This is a genomic window from Psychrobacter sp. S4(2024) (assembly GCF_036861305.1).
GTDB classification, from domain to species: domain Bacteria; phylum Pseudomonadota; class Gammaproteobacteria; order Pseudomonadales; family Moraxellaceae; genus Psychrobacter; species Psychrobacter cryohalolentis.
The window spans coordinates 251820-273246 of the sequence record NZ_JAZAQR010000003.1; the positions used below are offsets into that span (position 1 = coordinate 251820).

A 21427-nucleotide genomic window follows, 5' to 3' on the forward strand; every position below is an offset into this window, starting at 1 on the left:
TTAATTACTGTTAGCGCCCTTTAGTAAGCGCCTTCACTATAAATCAGTTCATAGCTATGGCTGTATATCTCAACGATATTGCCAAACGGATCTTCCATATAAATCATACGATATGGCTTTTCTCCAGGGTAGTAATAACGAGGTTTTTCCATCCGCTTTTTACCCCCTGCGGCAACCATACGCTCGGCAAGCTCTTCAACATTCGGATCTTGAACACAGAAATGAAAAATACCAGTTTTCCAATATTCAAAGTTATTGTCAGGGTCTTCTTGATTTTTGAATTCAAAAATCTCCACACCAATACGGTCGCCAGTCGATAAATGAGCAATACGAAAACTGCCCCAACCTGCACCAAAGACTTCGGTACACATCTCACCAATAGCACTGTCATCTTCAGTAATTTCAGTCGGCTCCATGATGGTGTACCAACCCATCACTTCAGTATAAAATTTGACAGCGGCATCGAGGTCAGGTACTGAAAGACCAATATGTGAAAAGCTTCTTGGATAAATATTGTTCATGGTTTGTACTCCTTTTTGATATGGGAGTAGTTTACAAAGTTAAGTCTATTACGTAAAATTATCGTTTATTATAAAGATAAGTATGTATTGTAATGATTAATACCACATGGCTACGTACCTTTTGCACCTTGGTGGAAGTCGGACATTTTACTCAAACGGCTGAGCGTCTATATATGACGCAGTCAGGGGTTAGTCAGCATATACGTAAGCTTGAGAATCAGTTGGGGATGGACTTGCTTATTCGTCAAGGTAAGCAGTTTTCATTAACAGATGCAGGTGAGCATTTGTATCGAGAGGCAGAGGATATCTTGCAGCGCTTATCACGCTTAGAGCAGCGTATCGGTGACGATCCGTATAATGAGGGATTGGTGCGAATTATGTCGCCTGGCAGCGTTGGTTTAAAGCTCTATCCTAATCTGTTAACATTACAAGAGCAGCATCCACAGCTGGTGATTGATTACCGTTTTGCCCCCAATACAGATATAGAGCAGGCGCTCTCCAAGCATGAGATTGATATAGGTTTTATGACAACTATCTCGGATGATGAGACGGTCAGCTGCAAGCCGGTGGCTCAAGAAGCGCTACAACTGGTGACACCAGTCACGATGATGGAGCCTAGATGGGAAGCACTTACCAAGCTTGGATTTATTGATCATCCTGATGGCGCACATCATGCCAGTTTGCTGTTGAGCGCCAATTATTCTGAATTTAGCCACATCAATGACTTTATTAAAAAAGGCTTTTCTAATCAGATAGGTATGATTTTAGAGCCGGTAAGTAGGGGGCTTGGATTTACCGTATTACCAGCGCACGCAGTTGCCGCGTATCCAAACCCGCAGCTGCTTAAATGTCATCAGCTGCCAGTCTCAGTTAGTGAAACCCTGTACTTTGCTGTACGCCGCCAGCAGGTACTGCCGAATAGGATGCAAATCGTCCTCAATGAGGTAAAAAAATGGCTATAACAACGTCTAATAGAGTATCTTAAGTAGCCGTATAAAGCCTACTTGATACTTTGACCCAGTTTTATTGCCGCAGCAATATTGGTGGCAGTGATTTCAACATTATGATAAGCATTTTTAAAGATGTTCTCGATGGACTCTAGCTTTTGGATACTGGGCATGATGACATCAAACTGACTGGTTTGAGCCGGTTTTAGTCCATCAACACTGCCACAAATCGCAATCACTGGCGTATGGCGGGCTTTGGCAATGTGACTAATGCCGCCAGCTACTTTACCCATGGCAGACTGAGCATCAAGCTTGCCTTCACCGGTGATGATTAAATCTGCATCGGCGATGTGCTGTGATAAGTTAGCAACTTCTGCCACTGTATCAAAACCTGATTTCAGCTCAGCTTGGCAAAAGCTCATTAACGCATAGCCAAGTCCACCTGCTGCGCCAGCACCCGCTATCTCTTGATAATTCTGATAGCCCTGCTGCTCACATATACTTGCAAAATGGTTTAATGCTTGGTCCAAATCATTGACTTGCTGCGGACTAGCGCCTTTTTGAGGACCAAATATTGCACTGGCACCCAATTCGCCGAATAGAGGGTTGATCACATCACAAGCTACTTCAAACACTGTCTCTAACACGCTGGCATGAAAGCTTGTCGCGTCTAATCGTTGCAAATTGGCAAGCGCGCCGCCGCCTTGGGCTAATGTATTGTCATCACTATCATGAAACGTCATACCAAGTGCTGTTAGCATACCAAGTCCCGCATCATTGGTGGCACTACCACCAAGACCAATGATGATACGTTTGACGCCTTCGTTTAAAGCATCGGCAATCAGCTCACCGACGCCATAGCTGCTGGCGATGACAGGATTTCGCTCTGCCACAGTCAATAGATGTAAGCCGCAAGCTTGAGCGATTTCGATGACAGCAGTCGCATCGGGCAATAGTAAATACTTTGCGCTAATGGGTCGCATCAAGGGGTCATTTACTACCACTTCTTTCCAGCGCCCACCTAACACGTAAGACAATACTGCAGAGGTGCCTTCGCCACCATCTGCCATAGGTAGCAGCTTATAGTCAGCGTCAGGGAATACTTTACTGAATCCAGATTGGATAGCGAGGCAAACATCTAGTGCTTCTACGCTTTCTTTAAACGAGTCAGGGGCGATTAAAATTTTCATGACTTTCTCTTTGAATGTTTCTTTGAAACTATTTTTTAATAATTTTATTTTCAATAATTTAACTAAGGCGTTAGATAAACACCAAGGTTAATAGCCAGATAAAGATGATGCTGGTCACGCCTTGGATACCAGTCGCCATAGAATGGGCTTTATAAGCCTGAGCCACACTCATACGGCTAAATTGGCTAACAATCCAAAAAAAGCTGTCATTAGCGTGCGAGATAGTCATCGCGCCTGCACCAATTGCCATCACACAAAATACGCGACCAAGCTCACTATCGAGACCTATTTGACCCAATAGTGGTGCGACCATCGCAGAAGTGGTCACCAAGGCAACAGTAGTTGAGCCTTGTGCTGTTTTTAGTGCAGCAGAGACGATAAATGGCATAAAAATACCAAGCCCCAAGGCAGATAAAGTCGTTCCTAAATAATCGCCAATTGGTGTGACCTTTAGCATAGCGCCAAACGCGCCGCCAGCACCGGTGATTAAAAGAATAGGCGCCGCGACCACCAAGCCTTGAGAAATGCTGTCGCTGATTTGCTGTGTTTTTTGTTCAGTATTGATCAGTAAAAATGATAGAAATAAACCAATCAGTAGGGCAGTTAGTGGATTACCAATAAATACTAAGACATCTGTGATGATGTCAGTACCAAATGGTGCACTGGGTAAATTGGCAACAGACGATAAGCAAATCAAGACAATAGGCACGATAATAGGTAAAAATGCCATGGTCGCTGACGGTAGCTTACTATAGTCGTCGCGAGTTTTCATGTTATTTGGCACAGTTGCAGCTGGCGCGTCGATTGCATCAATATTGTCAGGAGTGGCATTCAGGAAGCGATTGGACCATAACCAACCGGCAAGTACTGCAACAGTTGTCACAACTACACCGACCATGATGACCAAGCCCAAATTTGACTCAAGCCCCAAGTTTCCTGCTGCTGCAATTGGACCGGGTGTCGGTGGTACAAAGGTATGAGTGGCATATAAGCCAGTTGCTAAGGCAATACTCATCGCCACGCTTGATACTTTTAAGCGCTCAGCCAAAGACTCTTTTAACGAGTTTAAAATAATATAGCCTGAATCGCAAAACACTGGTACAGATACCACGGCACCTACGATAGACATCGTCAAAGTAGGGAAGCGCGGTCCCAAGATTTTAATGACCGTTTCTGCCATTACGATGGCGGCACCCGTTTTTTCAAGTATTAAGCCGATAATGGTACCAAATACAATGACCAGACCGATATATCCTAAGATGCCCCCAAAGCCATCAGAGATGGTTTTAGCGACCGTATTAAGCGGTACTTGGTAAAATAGTGCGACCAAAAAGGCAGATAATATCAATACTAAAAAAGGATGCCACTTGAGTTTTGCGGTGGCAAAAATAATAAAAAGAATGGTCAGCACCAGCCAAAATACGATCATCACTGTCTCTATATAGTTGTTAATGTCTTATGAAAAATTATGAGGCTCATGCAGCGTGCACTTCATGAAGCATCAATAGTCATATGAATTTTTAAAGGGGCATATTCTATAGTAAATCTACGTTGCTAGGAAATCTATTCGGCTCATATTTGATTTTATTCATGGTAAAGCTTAGATACTCTGCTAGTATGTGGGTTTTGTTTGACATGTACCAGATTTAGGATACTTCCTTTGAACATATTTAATGCCCCGATAATTCCCAATATCGAAAATAATGCGCTACGCCAGCAGCTAGAGCAAATCATTGACCAAAAGACCAAACCAATTGGCGCACTTGGACGTTTAGAGACGCTCGCTCTGCAGTTAGGTATGATTCAAGGCACAATTATGCCAAAGATTGAGCAACCTCAAATTCGAGTATTTGCCGCCGATCATGGTTTAACCAAGCATGGCACGTCTGCGTATCCTAGTGCAGTCACTGCACAGATGGTTTATAACTTTTTGCAAGGCGGCGCTGCCATCAATGTCTTAGCACGTCAGCATAATATTGAGCTAAAAGTAGTCGATGCTGGGGTAGATGCGGATTTTGGCAATACTCCTTTTAAAGACCATCCGCAACTGCTAGATTATAAAATTCGACATGGTAGCCGTGATGCGCTAACAGAAGCTGCGATGACAGAAGTAGAATGTTTAGCTGCGTTAGAAAGCGGTATGAACGTGGTTAAGAACATGGCGGGTAATCTATTGATTGTCGGTGAAATGGGCATCGGTAATACTTCAGCAGCAAGTCTTTTGCTGGCGAGACTTGGCGACTTGTCTCTTGCTGATTGTATCGGTCGCGGTACAGGTCTTGATGATGCAGGCTTGCAGCACAAGGCAACTATCTTAACGCAAGTATTAGAGCGTCACAGTGAAGTACAAGCGCCGTTCGATGTGCTTGCTGCATTAGGCGGGCTTGAGATTGCTATGATGGTGGGGGCGCTTATTGAGGCTGCCAGTGAACGTCGTATTTTATTAATTGATGGCTTTATCGCCAGTAGTGCTTTGCTTGTCGCCGAGCGCTTAGCACCGGGTGTTGCTCAATATGCTATCTTTGCTCATCACTCAGTTGAACCAGGGCACGCGCATTTATTAAAACTGCTGAATGCTAAGCCATTACTTGATATGGGTATGCGCTTAGGCGAGGGTAGTGGTGCGGCATTAGCGTATCCACTATTACAATCTGCCTGTGCCATTATCAATGAGATGGCAAGTTTTAGTGATGCTGGTATCAGTGAGCAAAGCAAGTGATGCAAAGTTCATCCTCAAAGCTGTCTGTATTGCAGCGCCTTCGTTATGAAGCCCGATTGATATTGGTTGCTGTTCAGTTTCTAACCCGTATATCCGTCCCGTCTTTTAGACATTATGATCCGCAGTGGCTGCACCAAAGCAGCCGTTATTTTCCAGCGGTAGGCTTACTGATAGGTTTGCTTTGTGCTGGCGTGTTTTGGCTTAGCAGTCTCTTATTCATACCGCTAGTTGCGGCAGTGATAAGTACGGCTTTTGGTATCAAGCTGACAGGTGCTTTTCATGAAGATGGACTTGCCGATAGCTGCGATGGTTTAGGTGGTGGGCTAACTCGCGAGCGTACACTCACGATTATGAAAGACTCACGCCTAGGCACTTATGGCGTATTAGGTTTGGTCTCAGCGCTATTGCTTAAAATTAGCTTACTTACTACGATGCCAACACCCGTTGCTATCGTTGCACTCATTATTGGGCATACTGCATCACGTTTACTTTGTATTAGCTTACTGACGCTATTGCCTTATGGCGGAGAGATTGAACATGCCAAAGCAAAACCGATGGCACAGCAGCTGACACCATTACAAGCTATATATAGCAGTGGTTGGCTAATATTGGCTATTACTTTGGTCACACTGGTTTTCCCTAATACCATGCAACAGATTGGTATTTGGCAATGGTTATTGGCTTTATTGCTAGGCATAGGCGCGACAGATTATATGCGGCGCTTATTACGTAGACGTTTAGATGGTTATACGGGTGATGGCTTAGGAGCCACGCAGCAGCTTAGCGAAATTGCTATTTACATTGGACTGGCCGCTTCATTGCCCTTAATTTAAGCCAAAGCGTTAAAATTGATGCTAAGAAAGGATACTCGCACTCATGATTCTGTATATTTGGCGTCATCCAAAACCTATTACGGCTGGTGGTCTCTGTATCGGACAGACAGATGTAGAGGTCGATAAACGTAAACTAAAACGCCTTGCTAATAAAATACAGCGCTTTGTACGTCTACAGCAATTACCAAAAGTGATTTGGGTTAGCCCCTTACAGCGTTCACTAAAGGTCGGGGAAATATTGGCACAGCGCGGTTTTGAGTGTCGAGTCGCACCTGAATTGGCTGAGATTCATTTCGGTGATTGGGATGGTCAGTTTTGGGAACAGATTGAGAAACAACAAATTGATGAATGGTGCAATAATTTTGCCCACTTTGCGCCTGATCATGGTGAAAGTTTGCAACAGCTGTTTAATCGAGCGGAGAGCTGGTTGGATAAAATTGCAGCTGAACAAAAAGATAGCCCAGTATTAGTCATCGGTCATGCAGGCTGGATAAGTGCGGCCAAGATAATGGCTGCTGACCAAGAAGTGCCGAAAACAGCCGTTGAGTGGCCGCGCTCTGTAGCATATCTGTCCTGTAATCGTATTAATATTTAACCAAAAAAATGGTCATTATAATGACCGTTTTTAATATTTAATTATAGTTTAAAAGTGTTGAAATGCTACTGACAGTCATTTGATAGATCATTGATCTTCTCAAAACATGCTCTCTCAGTTTCTGCTATAGCCGAATCAAAGCTCACATAAATGCCTTTGTCATCTAAGGTCGCATACCAATGGTCAGTATTATTATCGGTTAATATTTGGAAGTATTTATTATTAACGATTCTACCAACCTTATAAGTTTTGCCTTCGGTATAAAAGTCATTGCCTTGAGTACATCGTAAAGTGTCATCAGTATTTATCATGGTATCCTAGATTTCATTCATAAAATATATATCGTCAGCATAGTGACTAGTAGGATTAGAATACAACAGACGTTAGCAATAGTCTTTTGTCATTGCGTATACAGTGTTTATTGTCTGTATCAGTACTAATATAAATAACGAAGTCCAAATCCAACACAAAAAAAACCAGCAACCTAAAGTTGCTGGTTTTTTATTGCGACTAAAACTTAGTATGCTAAAGATTACTCTTCAGAATAGTCTTCGTTTTCGTCTGCAGCATTGTCTTCGTCTAAATCTTCGTTGTCGCCATCTTCAGAAAGAATGGTAACTAGAATAGTAGCCGTAACGTCATGATGTAGTTGAATATCAACATTATATTCACCAATTTGACGCAAAGTGCCTTCAGGTAGCTTGATTTCAGCACGGTCAACTTCTAGACCTGAGTTAGTCAATGCTTCAGCGATATCGCGTGTACCGATAGAGCCGAATAGCTTGCCTTCGTCACCTGATTTAGCGCGCATGATAACATTAACGTCAGTTAATGCGTCAGCACGTTCTTGAGCAACCGCTACTTCTTTTGCTTCTTCAGCTTCAAGCTCAGCACGACGTGCTTCGAACTTTTCAATGTTAGCTTTAGTAGCAGGTAGTGCTTTACCCAAAGGGATAAGAAAGTTACGTCCGTAACCTGGTTTTACATCGACAGTTTCACCGAGTTTGCCAAGGTTGACGATACGCTGTAACAAAATAATTTGCATGAGTCATTCCTAGTTAACGGTTAACCCTGATGGTTATCAGTGTATGGAAGTAGCGATAAATAACGAGCTTGCTTGATAGCAGTCGCTAGTTGACGCTGATATTTAGTAGACGTACCGGTAATACGGCTTGGTACGATTTTGCCATTATCACTGATATACTGTTTTAGCAATTCAACATCTTTATAATCGATGTGAGTGATACCTTCAGCAGTGAAACGGCAGAATTTGCGACGGCGATAAAAACGTGCCATGATTATGCTCCTTTAATTAGTCATCACTGTGGTTGTCGTTGTCATCATTACTGTCTGGACGACGAGTAGTAGCTTTGCGTGCGCGTTTTTCATCGGCATTCTTGGCTAACTGCGACTCTTCAGTGACAGCATCATCACGGCGCATAACTAGACTACGAATGATCGCGTCGTTATAACGGAATAATTCTTCAAGTTCAGCTAAAGTCTCGCCGTCAGTTTCAATGTTGAAAAGAACGTAATGAGCTTTGTGAATCTTGTTAATTGGGTAAGCAAGTTGACGACGACCCCAATCTTCTAGACGATGGATAGTGCCGTTGTTGTCTTGAACTAACTTGATATAGCGTTCAACCATGCCGACCACTTGGTCGCTTTGGTCTGGGTGTACAAGTAACACCAGTTCGTAATGTCGCATTATGACTCCTTACGGATTAGTAGCTATTAACCCTATGTTAATAGCAAGGAGATTTATAAGGTAAGCTCAAATCCTACCCATTATTATAAATAATTAACAGAGAATAAGCTTAGTTTATAAAGCGCCGTATTATAACAGTAGTCACTGATGAACACAAAGGTTAATCAATGCGCAACTGTTAATAAAAATTATTAATCGAATACCTTGTTTCTTTATCAATAAAAAAGCAACGCTGATACGTCGCTTTCCATGACAAACATAAGAGATATTATGAATAATCAAAAATAGGATTATTTTATTTTTGGCTCTTTTATCAATTGACTACTATCTGCTTTAACCACCAAAGTTTTGGCCAATTTGTCGTGCCAACCAATGTTTTCAGGGCTTTTAGACGCCATATAATAATGAATAGCAACAATGACAAAGCCTAAAAAGCTGGTAAACGAGAATAGTAAGTTATAAATGATAAACAGCAAAAAGGTACGCATACCAATAAGCTTTAAAAATGATGGCAGACGATGGGTGGTTTGATCAACCACGCGAATACCTGTAATCATTTTGCCCAATGATTGACCACGCAAAATGATAAATAACAATTGCAAGGCAAACAAACCAAAGACCATGACCTGCGAGATCATCAACGTGCTGCTAGGCAAGCTCTCCATCAATGTCACTGAGTACTGATAAGCAGCGTCCATATCCTGGATATTTTGGAACTTGGTATAGTCGACATCCATCTTGGTCAATGCCATGACTAGTGGAAAAATCGCTAATAAATACAGTAAAGCATTCAGCGCCGTTGCCAATATCCGTGACATGATAGGAGCGAGTATCACATTACCCACTACTTTATCTTTCGCTGAAGCAGCCTTGGTCGCGTTAGACTTATTTAATGACACGTTGCTATTTGGCGTGTGATGACGATTGGTTGTCATATCTGCTTTGGTGTTTTTAGCAGTGTCTTTTGAACGTTCAGGCTTGCCATATAAACGATCTAGCGATACCGATTGTTTGTCTTTATTGGTATCTGCTGCATCGTCTTCTGGGAAGATAGTAACGTTGTTGATGATAGAATCATTAACCTCAGGCATCGCTACATGAGTTGGGCGATAAAAGGCTTGATTATTAGTTAAGTTACCCACGCGCTGCCACTGATCTAAGCCGTCATGCCAGACCAAATCATCTAATAGCACTTCACCAGAGGTGAGCATAATATTGAGCTGATCCAAAGTATATGGACCGGCTTGTACGTTATTTCGAGCAAGGAAAATCTGCATAATTGCCTGCATAGTTAGTCATGTCTTAAGTCACTGTTTTAAAAAACTGCTTTTCAGTCACTATTGATCATACATTATATTAGGGTCTATTTGAAAAAATCAAATAGACCCTAGTAATTGTATCTTAAATGACGGTGTGAATTAACGTTGTGACGTAAGGTTACAGCTTACTTCGCTTCTTCACCCGCTAAGAAGAACCATGTATCTAGTACTGAGTCAGGGTTCAATGATACTGAGCTGATGCCTTGCTCCATGAGCCATAAAGCTAGATCTGGATGGTCTGATGGACCTTGACCACAGATACCGACGTATTTGTTTTGCTTACGGCAAGCATCAATTGCCATTGACAACAGCTTTTTAACCGCAGGGTCACGCTCATCAAATAGATGTGAGACGATACCTGAGTCACGGTCAAGACCTAGAGTCAACTGAGTCAAGTCGTTCGAGCCGATTGAGAAACCATCGAAATGCTCTAGGAACTCTTCTGCTAATAAGCAGTTAGTTGGTAGCTCACACATCATGATAATGCGTAGACCGTTTTCACCACGTTTTAGACCATTTTTCTCAAGCAATTCGATGACTTGTTTGGCTTCGCCGACGGTACGTACAAAAGGAATCATGATCTCGACGTTGGTCAAGCCCATCTCGTCACGGACACGCTTCAGTGCTTTACACTCAAGCTCAAAGCAATCACGGAAGTTATCAGACACATAACGACTCGCACCGCGGAAACCAAGCATTGGGTTTTCTTCTGATGGCTCGTATAACTTACCACCAAGCAAGTTAGCGTATTCGTTTGATTTGAAATCTGACATACGAACGATAACCGGCTGATCCATAAAAGCAACGGCTAGGGTTGAGATACCTTCAACCAATTTATCCACATAGAAGTCAACGGGTGAGGCATAACCTGCGATACGCTCATTAATGGCTTGTGCAATTTCACGTGGCAAGCTGTTCATGTTCAGTAAGGCTTTTGGATGTACACCAATCATACGGTTGATGATGAACTCAAGACGTGCAAGACCGATACCTTCGTTTGGCATTTGGGTAAATGAGAAGGCACGATCTGGATTACCAACGTTCATCATTACTTTGAATGCAAGCTCAGGCATAGATTCTACAGAGTTGGTCTGTACTTCAAAATCAATCTGACTTTCATAAATGAAGCCAGTATCGCCTTCAGCACAAGAAGCAGTCACATCTTGACCATCAACCAACAGCTCAGTGGCATTACCACAACCAACGATAGCAGGGACGCCTAGCTCACGAGCGATAATCGCTGCGTGACAAGTACGACCACCACGGTTAGTAATGATAGCAGAAGCACGCTTCATGACTGGTTCCCAATCCGGATCCGTCATGTCTGATACCAATACATCGCCTTCTTGTACTTTATCCATCTCATTTAGGTTACTAACGATACGGACTTTACCTGAACCGATACGTTGACCAATTGAGCGACCTTCACACAATACTTTAGCGTTAGTCGTGTCGATGATATAACGTTCCATGACATTGCTGTCTTGGCGACTCTTAACCGTTTCAGGACGAGCCTGAACGATAAAGATTTCATTGGTGTCGCCGTCTTTTGCCCACTCGATATCCATTGCTTGACCATAATGCTTTTCAATGGTCATCGCTTGCTTGGCAAGTGACGTCAGCTCTTCCGTAGACAAAGAGAACTGCATACGATCTTCTTTTTCAACATCAATGACTTTAACTGATTTGGTAGTACTACCTTCATCACCATAAATCATTTTCTTATGCTTGCTACCTAAGTTGCGACGGATAATCGCAGGTTTGCCGTTGGCAAGTAATTGCTTTGACACATAGAATTCATCAGGATTTACGGCGCCCTGTACAACCATTTCACCTAGACCATAGCTTGAAGTGATAAAGACCACTTGATCAAAACCACTTTCGGTATCTAGTGTGAACATAACGCCTGCAGCACCAGTTTCTGAGCGAACCATACGCTGTACGGCAGCAGATAGCGCTACGCCTTCGTGCTCAAAACCTTTGTGCACACGATAAGAGATGGCACGGTCATTATAAAGAGAAGCAAAAACTTCTTTAATCGCGATTAGGACGTTATCAATACCGCGAATGTTCAAGAACGTTTCTTGTTGACCGGCAAATGAGGCGTCTGGCAAATCTTCAGCAGTCGCAGAAGAACGTACAGCAACCGCGATTTCTTTACCATCGCTCATTGCTTCGAATGAATCACGAACCGCTTGCTCGAGATCTTTCGGCAGTTCTTGCTCAATAATCCAAGTACGGATTTTTTTGCCCGTTTCAGCAAGTTTATTGACATCGTTAACATCTAAGGTTTTAAGCTCGTTGTTAATTTTATCAAGTAAGCCTGTTTCTGTTAGAAACTGGTAAAAAGCATTTGAAGTTGTGGCAAAGCCGCCTGGAACACTAACGCCCAAATCAGATAGATGGCTGATCATTTCACCAAGTGAAGCGTTTTTGCCACCGACCATTTCAATGTCGTCTTTTCCTAACTGATCAAGGTTAATTACAAGTGCTGTAGATTGCGCTGCCATGATAACTCCAGAAAATAAGGTTATTTAGTAAAGATTATAATGGTCGATTATACCCCTATATTTTGAGAAATTCGAGAGCTTGAAGCAAAAAAATGATGAAAAAGCTACAAATTGTGAGATTTGCTACATATTTATTAGGATAGACCATAAATTTTGGTACGATAAATATCGATCTTACAGTGAGCCAAGTCTTAAAAATCTATGTAAGTCTAAGTGTGCGCCTGTAACATTGATTACTATTAAGCGTCTATTATGCGTATAATAAAGGTGAAAATTTAAGACGCATATGACCAAATTATGAAGCGCTAGATGCTAAAAATGAAAGGCTGCTACTGAGGTTTCAACCAAGGATTTAAAAATAAGGTATCAACGTTATGTATGTAAATCATTCGTCACCACAACCCAATTCTACGATTCAAAATATGAAAGCACTAGAAGTTGATAACGCTCAGAACATAAGAACGGCGTTTTTTATCTCTGATGGCACGGCGATTACAGCAGAGACGCTTGGGCGTGCTATTTTAAGCCAATTTGCTTCAGTGCCCTTTGAGACTCGAGTATTGCCTTATGTAGATAATCTAGAACGTGCTGAAGATGCGGTTGTGCAAATCAATACCGCCTATCAGCGAGATGGTTTGCTGCCACTGGTGTTTGATACTATTGTTAGTCCTGAGATTCGTGAGAAAATCAATTCAGCGCACAGCTGTAATTTGGATATGTATGAAGGTCTCATCGGTCGCGTAGCAGAAGAGACTGGGGTGGAGCCAGATGGGCATTCAGGTCATGCACATGATAATGTTGACTCTGAGACTTATAAAGAGCGTATCGATGCGGTGCATTTTGCATTAGACAATGATGACGGCGCGCGTACCCGTCATTATCATGCAGCAGATATTATTTTGATTGGTGTTTCGCGCTCTGGTAAAACGCCAACGTCATTGTATTTGGCACTACAATTTGGTATTCGAGCGGCCAATTATCCTTTAACCGAAGAAGACCTAAATGACAACCAGCTACCTAAAGCATTGCGTGAGCATAAACACAAGTTATTTGGTCTGATTATCGATACGGATCGCTTGGTGAAAATCCGCCAAGAGCGCCGCGCGGGTAGTCGCTACTCAAGTTATCAGCAATGTCAGCAAGAACAGCGTGCAATACAAGGAATTTATACCTCACAGGGGATTCCAAGTCTTGATGTGTCAGAGATGTCCGTTGAAGAGATTGCCACGCGTATATTGCAGATGACTGGTCTCAAACGCCGCATTGGTTAATTGAGCTCGGCCTCTATTTTTCTGAAAAACAATACTTTTGAAAAAAACAGTTGTAGTCGTGGCTGTATTGCAAAATAACGTATCACCACGTATGGTGGACACACTTTAGCACCATGGATATTTTTATCTAAACTTTTATAAAGATGAAGGCGTCCGCGAGCTAAAAAACAGATTCATAAATGAATAAAGAGGACACGATGGGAAGCAAAACGATAGGCGACGCGACCAATGATACTGGTAAAGATATTAAAACTGAGGTGTCTAATAAGGAAAGTGGTCGTGTGCCAAACCCCGAGCATACTGAGGGTAAAAATAAGAAAGAGAAAATCGAACAAACGCATGAGCAAGTTACTGAAGACATCATGCATCATCCAGATTTGGTCAATCCACTAGATGATACACGTATCGACGTAAAATCGGGCTTTACTAAGGATTCACAACGTCTAAAAAGCGATAAGCATGAGTTTGAATATGATGCGGTCGTATTAGGTGCAGGTCCTGCAGGTGAAGCTGCTGCCATGAAACTTGCCAAATCGGGCAAGAAAGTGGTGGTCATTGACCCGCGCGAGCAAGTAGGCGGTAACTGTACCCACGTTGGTACGATTCCAAGTAAAGCTTTGCGCCAGTCGGTTTTTAACTTGATTAACTTTCGCCGTGACCAGATGTTTACTAAGGCCATGGACTATCATCAAGTCCCGCTGAATATCGTGTTAGCTAAAGCTCGAAAAGTGATTCTGCAACAGGTTCAGACGCACACCAGATTCTATGAGCGCAACCAAATCGAAGTGATTCATGGTTGGGCAAATTTTATCGATAAAAACACGATACGTATCGAAATTGATGAAAATACCTTTGAAACGATTACCTTTAATAAAGCTATCATTACGGTCGGCAGCCGTCCATACCGCCCTGATATCTTAGACTTCAATCATCCACGCGTATTTGATTCTGATAAAATCCTACAGATGGATTATGTGGTTAAGAAAATCATTATTTATGGCGCTGGCGTGATTGGCTGTGAGTATGCGTCTATCTTCACCGGTCTTGGCTATAAAGTAGATTTGATTAATAACCAAAACCAACTGCTAAGCTATTTGGATAGTGAAATCAGTGACGCCATCGCTCATGACTTTCGTCAATTTGGTGTGGTTATCCGCAGCAATGAAGAGATTGACCATTTAGAAACGCACGATGACTGTGTGATTTTGCATCTAAAAAGTGGTAAGAAAATCAAGTCAGACGCTATTTTATGGTCGAATGGACGCTCAGGTAACACAGAAGGCTTAAATTTAGAATGCCTAGGTCTAGAAGCGAATAGCCGCGGTCAGCTGAAAGTTGATGATACTTACTGTACCGAAGTTGAAAATATTTATGCAGCGGGCGACGTTATTGGTTGGCCTTCATTAGCTTCTGCCGCTTACGATCAAGGGCGCTGTGCGGCGGCATTTATGGTCGGTGACCGTGATGCAGAGCCCGTATCGAGCGTACCAACAGGTATTTATACGATACCTGAGATTTCATGTATCGGTAAAACGGAACAAGAGTTAACCGATGCTAAAGTTCCTTATGAGGTCGGTCAGGCTTTCTTTAAGCATCTTGCGCGCGCGCAAATCATTGGTGAGCGTTCAGGCGTTCTAAAAATCTTGTTCCACCGTGAGACGTTAGAGATTTTAGGTATTCATTGCTACGGCAATCATGCTTCAGAGATTATTCACATTGGGCAAGCCGTGATGAAATGTAATGCCACGCTTGAATACTTTGTCAATACCACCTTTAACTACCCAACAATGGCAGAAGCCTATCGCGTTGCGGCATTGAATGGTCTTAATCGGGTGTTCTAACGATTAATGATATTAAACTGAGTCAATAAAAAAGCGTCTGTAATTATACAGGCGCTTTTTTTATCATGGTTAATATGGTTAATATGTTATTAACTTTAATAAGCATTTTTACGTTCTGACGTTAACCAGCGGAATAGCAACAGTAGAATAAAGTAAAAAATCCACAATCCTGCCAACGCATAAAATCCTGTCGCTACTTGCGCGATACTAGCGCCCATTTGGTTAAGCTGCACGGAAGTATTGATACCTGGTGTCGTTGGCAATAACCAACGAATGATTTGCAAGAATTCAGGAAGCTGATGGGCAGGCCACGGATAACCACTGACAAAAAACATCGGTAATGAGCTAAAAATTAAAATTTGCATACTACGCTCGCGCTGGCGAAACCAAAGTCCAAGCACGCAACCAAGTGTGGCGACTGTCGGACAAAATAGCAGCAAGAATAATAAACTGCCGAGCATGTTTTGCCCGCGCGGATAGTCATGAAGCTCAAATGCCCAGCCGTAATAAAAACAGCCAATCACAAAGCTAAACATACTTAGCGCGGCAATCCGCCCAAGCCAGCCACGAATGTTAGTTCTATGGCGTCGTTGCTCATACCAAGTGCCGATCAACATCGCCGTTGACATCAAAAGCGTTTGCTGCAAGATAAGAATAGATACCGCTGGCACGACGTAAGCGCCATAACCTTCCGTTTGATTATATAAAGGGATAATCTTTAACGGTACGGCTTGAGTTTTGGCAGAAGCAGTCGCTAAGTACGCCCCTTGTGCCACGTTTTTCTTTACCTCAATGCCAGCTGAGACGGTACTAACCGCTTGCAAAAATCCCATTTGTACGTTTTTATTTAATAAAAAATAGCCGCCATTACCAAGCACGCTGACGCTAGCGGCTTTGCCTGACAACACTTGCTGTTCAAGTCCGCTTGGAATAATCATGTAGCCTGCGATGTCATCCGCCCATATGGCATCGATGGCTTGCTGCTCATTTAAGAAGCGTTTCGTATCTAGTTGCGGGCTGGCACTGGCATAGCGAACGATGGTTTGCGATAAAGGACTATTGTCTTTATCAACAATGCCAACAGGCACGTGGTTTACAACTTCGGTAGAATACGGCCAAGGATAGAAGAAACCATAGATAATCGGTGCAATCATCAATAGTAACAGCACACCTTTATCAGAAAACACGTCTTTTATGGTTTGTAAAAAGCTGCCAAAGAAGCTTGGTGATGCCAGAATTTCCTCTGATACTACTATTTTAGTAGACGATTTATGATTTGAATTGGATGACATCAGCGTGCTCCCCAGCGTTCAGGATGCGCTAATGCGCGTTTGCTTAGTAAGGCCGTTAAATATAGCGTAACGAGTGTTGCTAGCGTCAGCCCATAAACAATTGGTAAGGATATGATGACAGGCGCTTGCATCTGTAACTGTGCAATATGCAGCTTAAGATAATGGGTAAGCGGCAACACATCTGACCAATGCTGGGCATTCTTACTGATAGCGACATAAGGAAACGTCACCCCAGCGAACGCATAAGAAGGTGCTGAGATAAAACCCGTCGCCGATAAACCCATACGCAATGAGAAGGAGCCTAAGGTAAATATAGCGCCAAGCCAGAAAGATAACATCATTAATAATATAAGGCTTATATAGGTTACCATGAGCGCGCTAATAGCAATCGATTGTTGCGGCGCTGCCAGCCATAAAGCCAATATCGACCAAATACTATAAGCCAGTAGCGGCCAAAAGTACTTGCCCAATAAACCAACTACCAATACCGGTATACTTACTTCTTCTGGTGCTTGGTTTTGACTGGCTGAGACATTATCTAATGGACTAGGTTGGCTGTCATTATTAGGTTGATCATCTTTAGGTGGTAATGTTAAAGAAACATGACTGCCATTAATAAAGTGATACCAGCGTCCGATTCGCTTGTCACGCAATTCACGGCCGATCGTCGTTGCGCCAATGACCATTGCCAAAATATGCAACAGAGCAGGAATGACTGTCGATGCCAAAAATTGCTGATAATCAGTCGCAGCATTAAACAAGCTAATACGTTGAATGCTAATAGGAGAGTAGGCAATCGCAGCTTGTGATGGAGCCATCCCTTGCTTGACCAAGCGCTTCATCTCAACGCCTGCGGATAAGGTGCCGATGACAGACTGTACGCTGGTTTGGATAATGCCAGAGTGGGTGCCATATTGGGCATTGACTTGGAGTACAATAGGAGCAGGCTTACTTAATAAGATATTACGAGAAAAATCTTCAGGGATAATGACGACTGCATAGATATCACGCTGCAAGATAGCAGCTTTTGCCGCAGCAGGCGTATGATATAGCTGCTTTACCGTCAAATTAGGATTGGCTTCCAAATACCGTAATGCCGTATTGGCAACAGGCCCCCGATCATTATCAATCACGCCAATAGGCAAATCAGTGATTTGTATTTGTGAAAAAATCCACCAAATTAATAGCACAGTAGCCAGCGGTATCCAGAACACCATCGCCAAGTCCCACGGATTTTTTACCAAAAAACGTCGCTCGTAAGCTGCACTGCGTACAAAAGCATCCTTTAGCTTCGTCAGGCGCATAGCTTACTCTTGGTTCTGATTAACGAGGGCAGGATTGAGACGTACAACTACGCTCATACCTGAGCGAATACGTCTATCAGGGTTAGTGGGTCGGGCTTTTACTTCAAAGGTACGAACATCAAAACCATCATCATTATTAGTCGGTCGCCAAGTGGCAAAGTCAGACAAGGTTGAAGTAGCATAAACAGTGAATTGCTTGGTATAAGGCTTTTCAGGTGATGATAAAGCGGGAATAGTACCCATGAACCGCTGACCAATCGCAAACTGATTTAAGTAGGTTTCCGTGACATTTAAGACGACCCATTGATCATTGGTATTGACTAAGGTTAGCAGCGGCACACCTTGACCGATCACTTCACCTGCATTGACGATGACATTATCGACGACACCAGAGATTGGGCTTTTTAAGTTGGCTTCTTCTTTCGCTACCAATGCTTCTTCTAATTGCGCATCGACTTGCGCAACTTGTGCAGTCGCCGCTGACTTATCTTCACTACGTGCGCCTTCCATCGCTAACTCATACTGTAAGCGTGCTGCTTCAGTTTGATCTTGAGTTGCCAAATATTGTGCATAGGCTTCATCACGCTTTTGCCGCGCCATTAGTCCTTCTTCATATAGACGATTAACACGCTGATAAGTGTTTTCTGCCAAGTCAGATGCTGCTTTATGAGCTTGCCATGCTGCTTTTGCTTGAGCGATTTCTTGCGGGCGCGCCCCATTTTCTGCTTTATCTAGCTGGCTTTGTGCCATCTGTTTGCCAGCACGTGCCTGATTGATTTTTGCATTAATCTCAGGCGAATCCATCTCTATTAGCTGTTGACCGACCGTTACGGCATCACCTTCTGTTACCAATATTTTTGCAATACGCCCCGGTACTTTTGCTGCGATAGACGTTTGCTGCATTTGCATTTGCCCTTGGAGGGTAATAATTTGCGGCTCGCTATGCTGATTGCTCTTGTATAAACCATAAGCAATCACACCCAAAATAACTAAAATCACCAGCGCCAAAATCGCCTTTTTAATCTTTGTTGATTTATTATCTTTTGCTGACTGGCGCTTATAGCTTGGCACCGTTTGCTCCGGCTCAATGCTAGTATCAGTATTGGTGTCCCTATCGGCATCAGTGCTGTTATTCATATCAGTCTTAGACGCATCAGCATCATTTGCATCGACCGTAGAATCCATGTTCGTGGGCGCTGGATTATCGTTAGTATTGGTCGATCCAGTCGATGTATTTAAGCCACCTAGTTTGCGCGAGTCGCCTGATTCGTTGGTAGATTCAGTCATGACAGTGAGATTCCTAAAGCAATAGAGTCGGTAATAAGCAAAATAAATCGTTTGTCGTCTGATATTGCTAAGACGATAAATGGGCGATGTTATTTGTCATATAAAGTGGGTAGCCGAATATCGGCGGCATTGAGATAGGCATTAAAGGCAAGGGGCGTACCACAGCTTTGCATAAGAGCAGCAAGTGATTGAACATAGCTATAAGCTGCTTGCGCTTGCTCCGTACGTGCTTTTAACGACTGCGTTTGCGCTTGGGCAATCTCGACTGGCGTATTTAAACCCTCTTGTAATCCAAGCCTGCGCAAACGCAAGACTTCTGCCGCAAGCTCTACATTGCTTTGTAGAGCTTGATAGCGTGATTGGGCGTTATTCACATCATGCCAGTTTTTTTCAACCAGTAATAATAGGTTGTCACTGACTTCAATCTCAGACAAATCAGCTTGACGTATCTTGGCATTACTTGATGCCAGAGACGCAGTTTTATCCAGACCGCCCCATAATTTCCAACTCGCCGATACGCCAGCGACCCAGCTTGGGTCTTTTTCAATTTGCCCGTAGCCATACAGCATCACAGTCGGCTTGTAACCAGTATCCGATAGCGCATGCAATTGCTGAGCCTGAGCACGTTTGGCGGCGACTTTTTGTAGACCTGGGTGATTGGTCAGTGCCAAATCTTGAAAGTAGCTGACATCAGGTAAGGGTCGGCTTGAGACAAACAAAGGTGTGCGAGGTTTAATGCGATACTCAGTGCGCAATAGACGCTGTAAAGCTATCATAGCAAGACGTGCATCATTATTGGCATTGACAGATTCACTTTTGGCATCAGCAAGTGCCGATTGCGCTTCTAAGCGATCAACCCGCGATATAAAACCTTCTTCAAAAAGCCGCTGCGCCATATGGTCAGTCTGCTGCAAGGTATCATAGGCATCGTCGCGTAAATAGGCGGCAATGATTGCCAATTGCGCTTTAAAATAACGCTCAATCAAGGTGTTATAAAGCTCGTTTTTGTCCAATATACTGTCAGCTACGGCTTCTTGAGTACGAGCATTGGACGCGCCTGTCAGAGCGGCAGTACGTCCAGCGGTATAAATAGGCCATACTACCCCAAGTCCTGCGCCCGCCGTAGAGCCTGAGCGTTTTAACTCGTAGTTATCTGGGATACGCTCACCAACCAATTCACCAAAATTTGGCAAATCTGGAATGGGCGGAATAATGTCACCAACCCCATTATTAATATCATTAACGATGCCGTTTTTTAGCGACGATAGATCAATGTCCGCATCCAAATTGTAGGTAGTGGCTGAAACACGAGCAAATACAAGTGGGTGGTCGATAGTTTTGAGGGCATCCGTTTGATACTCGCTGGCAGCAATAGCGGCTTGATTGGCAGCGATTTTTGGGGATACTTGCAACAAAATACTTTGCGCTTGTTCAAGACTTAACAAGCTAGACACTTCTAACGGATAGCTGTTCTCTATGCTTTTATGAGTAATAGGATCGATAAGCGTGCTTAGAGCTGCTTGATGTCCAGAGACCTCGGCTGTACTGTCGACACGTATCATCGCTGATTTTAAAGAAGCTTCGTTTATAGAAGATTTGTTTGCAGAAGCTGCATGCTTAGAGGATACCGTTTTAGAGGTGATATTTTGATTGACCATATCAAGTGCACTTGATGCATTGTTTTGATTGTCGGCGTCGATAATCTGTGTCACATTGACAGCTAGTACCTCATTTTGTGACTCATTCATATGCTCACTAGCGCGTGCAGAGGCAGTCGCCGCTATACTCATGAGCGTAATCGTCATCACGGCAGTGGACAGAGTCGATAGAGCAAATTTCATAGGTCACGTAAGCCATTAATTAGAATACAAGGTACAAGTTAAAAGGTGTCTAGAATCACACGCAATGTATAAACAGTATTAGTCATGCTGAGTACTATTTATGCTAGAGATAATCTAAGCTAAATATTATGCAAAATGTGCTGCTAAATAGACTAAATTATCAAATATAATTCGATCTAAAATTTGTCATGGATGACAAAGCGTACACTGTAGTGCCACAATAGTGACGGGTCAATGCTCACTATTTGC

Annotated in this window: 19 protein-coding genes; 6 read left to right on the top strand and 13 right to left on the bottom strand. The window is 43.0% G+C overall.

Going from position 1 to position 21427, the window contains the following annotated elements:
- Positions 1-20: 20 nt before the first annotated feature.
- Positions 21-521: a lactoylglutathione lyase family protein gene (locus tag VLA57_RS09005; RefSeq protein ID WP_133104125.1), complete on the bottom strand. Its 501-nt coding sequence runs from the start codon at positions 519-521 to the stop codon at positions 21-23.
- 92 nt (positions 522-613) lie between these two features.
- Here VLA57_RS09005 and VLA57_RS09010 point away from each other — a divergent pair, with 92 nt between their 5' ends.
- Complete coding sequence (locus VLA57_RS09010; protein WP_133104126.1) at positions 614-1483, top strand: LysR family transcriptional regulator; 870 nt, start codon at positions 614-616, stop codon at positions 1481-1483.
- Positions 1484-1521: 38 nt separating this feature from the next.
- Here VLA57_RS09010 and VLA57_RS09015 read toward each other — a convergent pair whose 3' ends face one another.
- Both VLA57_RS09015 and VLA57_RS09020 read right to left on the bottom strand, forming a co-directional pair.
- The gene (locus VLA57_RS09015) at positions 1522-2658 is read right to left on the bottom strand and encodes a glycerate kinase (RefSeq protein WP_133104127.1); all 1137 of its coding nucleotides are present in this window, start codon (positions 2656-2658) and stop codon (positions 1522-1524) included.
- Between the two features lie 70 nt (positions 2659-2728).
- Positions 2729-4087 carry a GntP family permease gene (locus VLA57_RS09020; protein ID WP_133104128.1) on the bottom strand — a complete coding sequence of 453 codons (1359 nt, stop codon included), beginning with the start codon at positions 4085-4087 and terminating at the stop codon, positions 2729-2731.
- 231 nt (positions 4088-4318) lie between these two features.
- Here VLA57_RS09020 and cobT point away from each other — a divergent pair, with 231 nt between their 5' ends.
- From cobT to VLA57_RS09035, 3 genes are read left to right on the top strand one after another with little or no spacing between them, the layout of a single operon-like run.
- Positions 4319-5377: a nicotinate-nucleotide--dimethylbenzimidazole phosphoribosyltransferase gene (gene cobT, locus VLA57_RS09025; protein WP_133104129.1), complete on the top strand. Its 1059-nt coding sequence runs from the start codon at positions 4319-4321 to the stop codon at positions 5375-5377.
- The gene (locus VLA57_RS09030; protein ID WP_133104130.1) at positions 5377-6210 is read left to right on the top strand and encodes an adenosylcobinamide-GDP ribazoletransferase; all 834 of its coding nucleotides are present in this window, start codon (positions 5377-5379) and stop codon (positions 6208-6210) included. Before cobT ends, VLA57_RS09030 begins: the two co-directional genes overlap by 1 nt.
- A 43-nt stretch (positions 6211-6253) precedes the next feature.
- Positions 6254-6805 (top strand): histidine phosphatase family protein, encoded by a 552-nt coding sequence (locus VLA57_RS09035; protein WP_133104131.1) that lies wholly within the window; start codon positions 6254-6256, stop codon positions 6803-6805.
- A 65-nt stretch (positions 6806-6870) separates the two neighbouring features.
- On the opposite strand, the gene VLA57_RS09040 is transcribed toward VLA57_RS09035, so the two are convergent.
- The 6 genes from VLA57_RS09040 to ppsA all read right to left on the bottom strand — a co-directional run bounded on the left by VLA57_RS09040 (position 6871) and on the right by ppsA (position 12342).
- A complete protein-coding gene (locus VLA57_RS09040; protein ID WP_011513368.1) occupies positions 6871-7116 on the bottom strand; it encodes a hypothetical protein in 246 nt (81 codons plus the stop codon).
- A gap of 221 nt (positions 7117-7337) precedes the next feature.
- Complete coding sequence (gene rplI, locus VLA57_RS09045; RefSeq protein WP_011513369.1) at positions 7338-7850, bottom strand: 50S ribosomal protein L9; 513 nt, start codon at positions 7848-7850, stop codon at positions 7338-7340.
- Positions 7851-7870: 20 nt separating this feature from the next.
- Positions 7871-8101, bottom strand: coding sequence for a 30S ribosomal protein S18 (gene rpsR, locus VLA57_RS09050; protein ID WP_010198808.1), 231 nt, complete (start codon positions 8099-8101; stop codon positions 7871-7873).
- Positions 8102-8117: 16 nt separating this feature from the next.
- Positions 8118-8513: a 30S ribosomal protein S6 gene (rpsF, locus tag VLA57_RS09055; RefSeq protein ID WP_011513370.1), complete on the bottom strand. Its 396-nt coding sequence runs from the start codon at positions 8511-8513 to the stop codon at positions 8118-8120.
- A 290-nt stretch (positions 8514-8803) separates the two neighbouring features.
- Positions 8804-9802 carry an RDD family protein gene (locus tag VLA57_RS09060; RefSeq protein WP_133104132.1) on the bottom strand — a complete coding sequence of 333 codons (999 nt, stop codon included), beginning with the start codon at positions 9800-9802 and terminating at the stop codon, positions 8804-8806.
- A 155-nt stretch (positions 9803-9957) separates the two neighbouring features.
- Positions 9958-12342: a phosphoenolpyruvate synthase gene (gene ppsA, locus VLA57_RS09065; RefSeq protein ID WP_133104133.1), complete on the bottom strand. Its 2385-nt coding sequence runs from the start codon at positions 12340-12342 to the stop codon at positions 9958-9960.
- Positions 12343-12764: 422 nt separating this feature from the next.
- Here ppsA and ppsR point away from each other — a divergent pair, with 422 nt between their 5' ends.
- The gene (gene ppsR, locus VLA57_RS09070) at positions 12765-13613 is read left to right on the top strand and encodes a posphoenolpyruvate synthetase regulatory kinase/phosphorylase PpsR (RefSeq protein WP_041753451.1); all 849 of its coding nucleotides are present in this window, start codon (positions 12765-12767) and stop codon (positions 13611-13613) included.
- 197 nt (positions 13614-13810) lie between these two features.
- Positions 13811-15454, top strand: a complete 1644-nt coding sequence (gene sthA / locus VLA57_RS09075; protein ID WP_011513373.1) for a Si-specific NAD(P)(+) transhydrogenase — start codon at positions 13811-13813, stop codon at positions 15452-15454.
- 95 nt (positions 15455-15549) lie between these two features.
- Here sthA and VLA57_RS09080 read toward each other — a convergent pair whose 3' ends face one another.
- From VLA57_RS09080 to VLA57_RS09095, 4 genes are all read right to left on the bottom strand, one after another.
- Complete coding sequence (locus VLA57_RS09080; RefSeq protein WP_333954825.1) at positions 15550-16746, bottom strand: ABC transporter permease; 1197 nt, start codon at positions 16744-16746, stop codon at positions 15550-15552.
- Positions 16746-18050, bottom strand: coding sequence for an ABC transporter permease (locus VLA57_RS09085; protein WP_133104135.1), 1305 nt, complete (start codon positions 18048-18050; stop codon positions 16746-16748). The genes VLA57_RS09080 and VLA57_RS09085 overlap by 1 nt, the downstream gene beginning before the upstream one ends.
- 3 nt (positions 18051-18053) lie before the next feature.
- A complete protein-coding gene (locus VLA57_RS09090; RefSeq protein WP_133104136.1) occupies positions 18054-19337 on the bottom strand; it encodes an HlyD family secretion protein in 1284 nt (427 codons plus the stop codon).
- A gap of 89 nt (positions 19338-19426) precedes the next feature.
- Complete coding sequence (locus tag VLA57_RS09095) at positions 19427-21178, bottom strand: TolC family protein (RefSeq protein WP_133104137.1); 1752 nt, start codon at positions 21176-21178, stop codon at positions 19427-19429.
- Between the last annotated feature and the right edge of the window lie 249 nt (positions 21179-21427).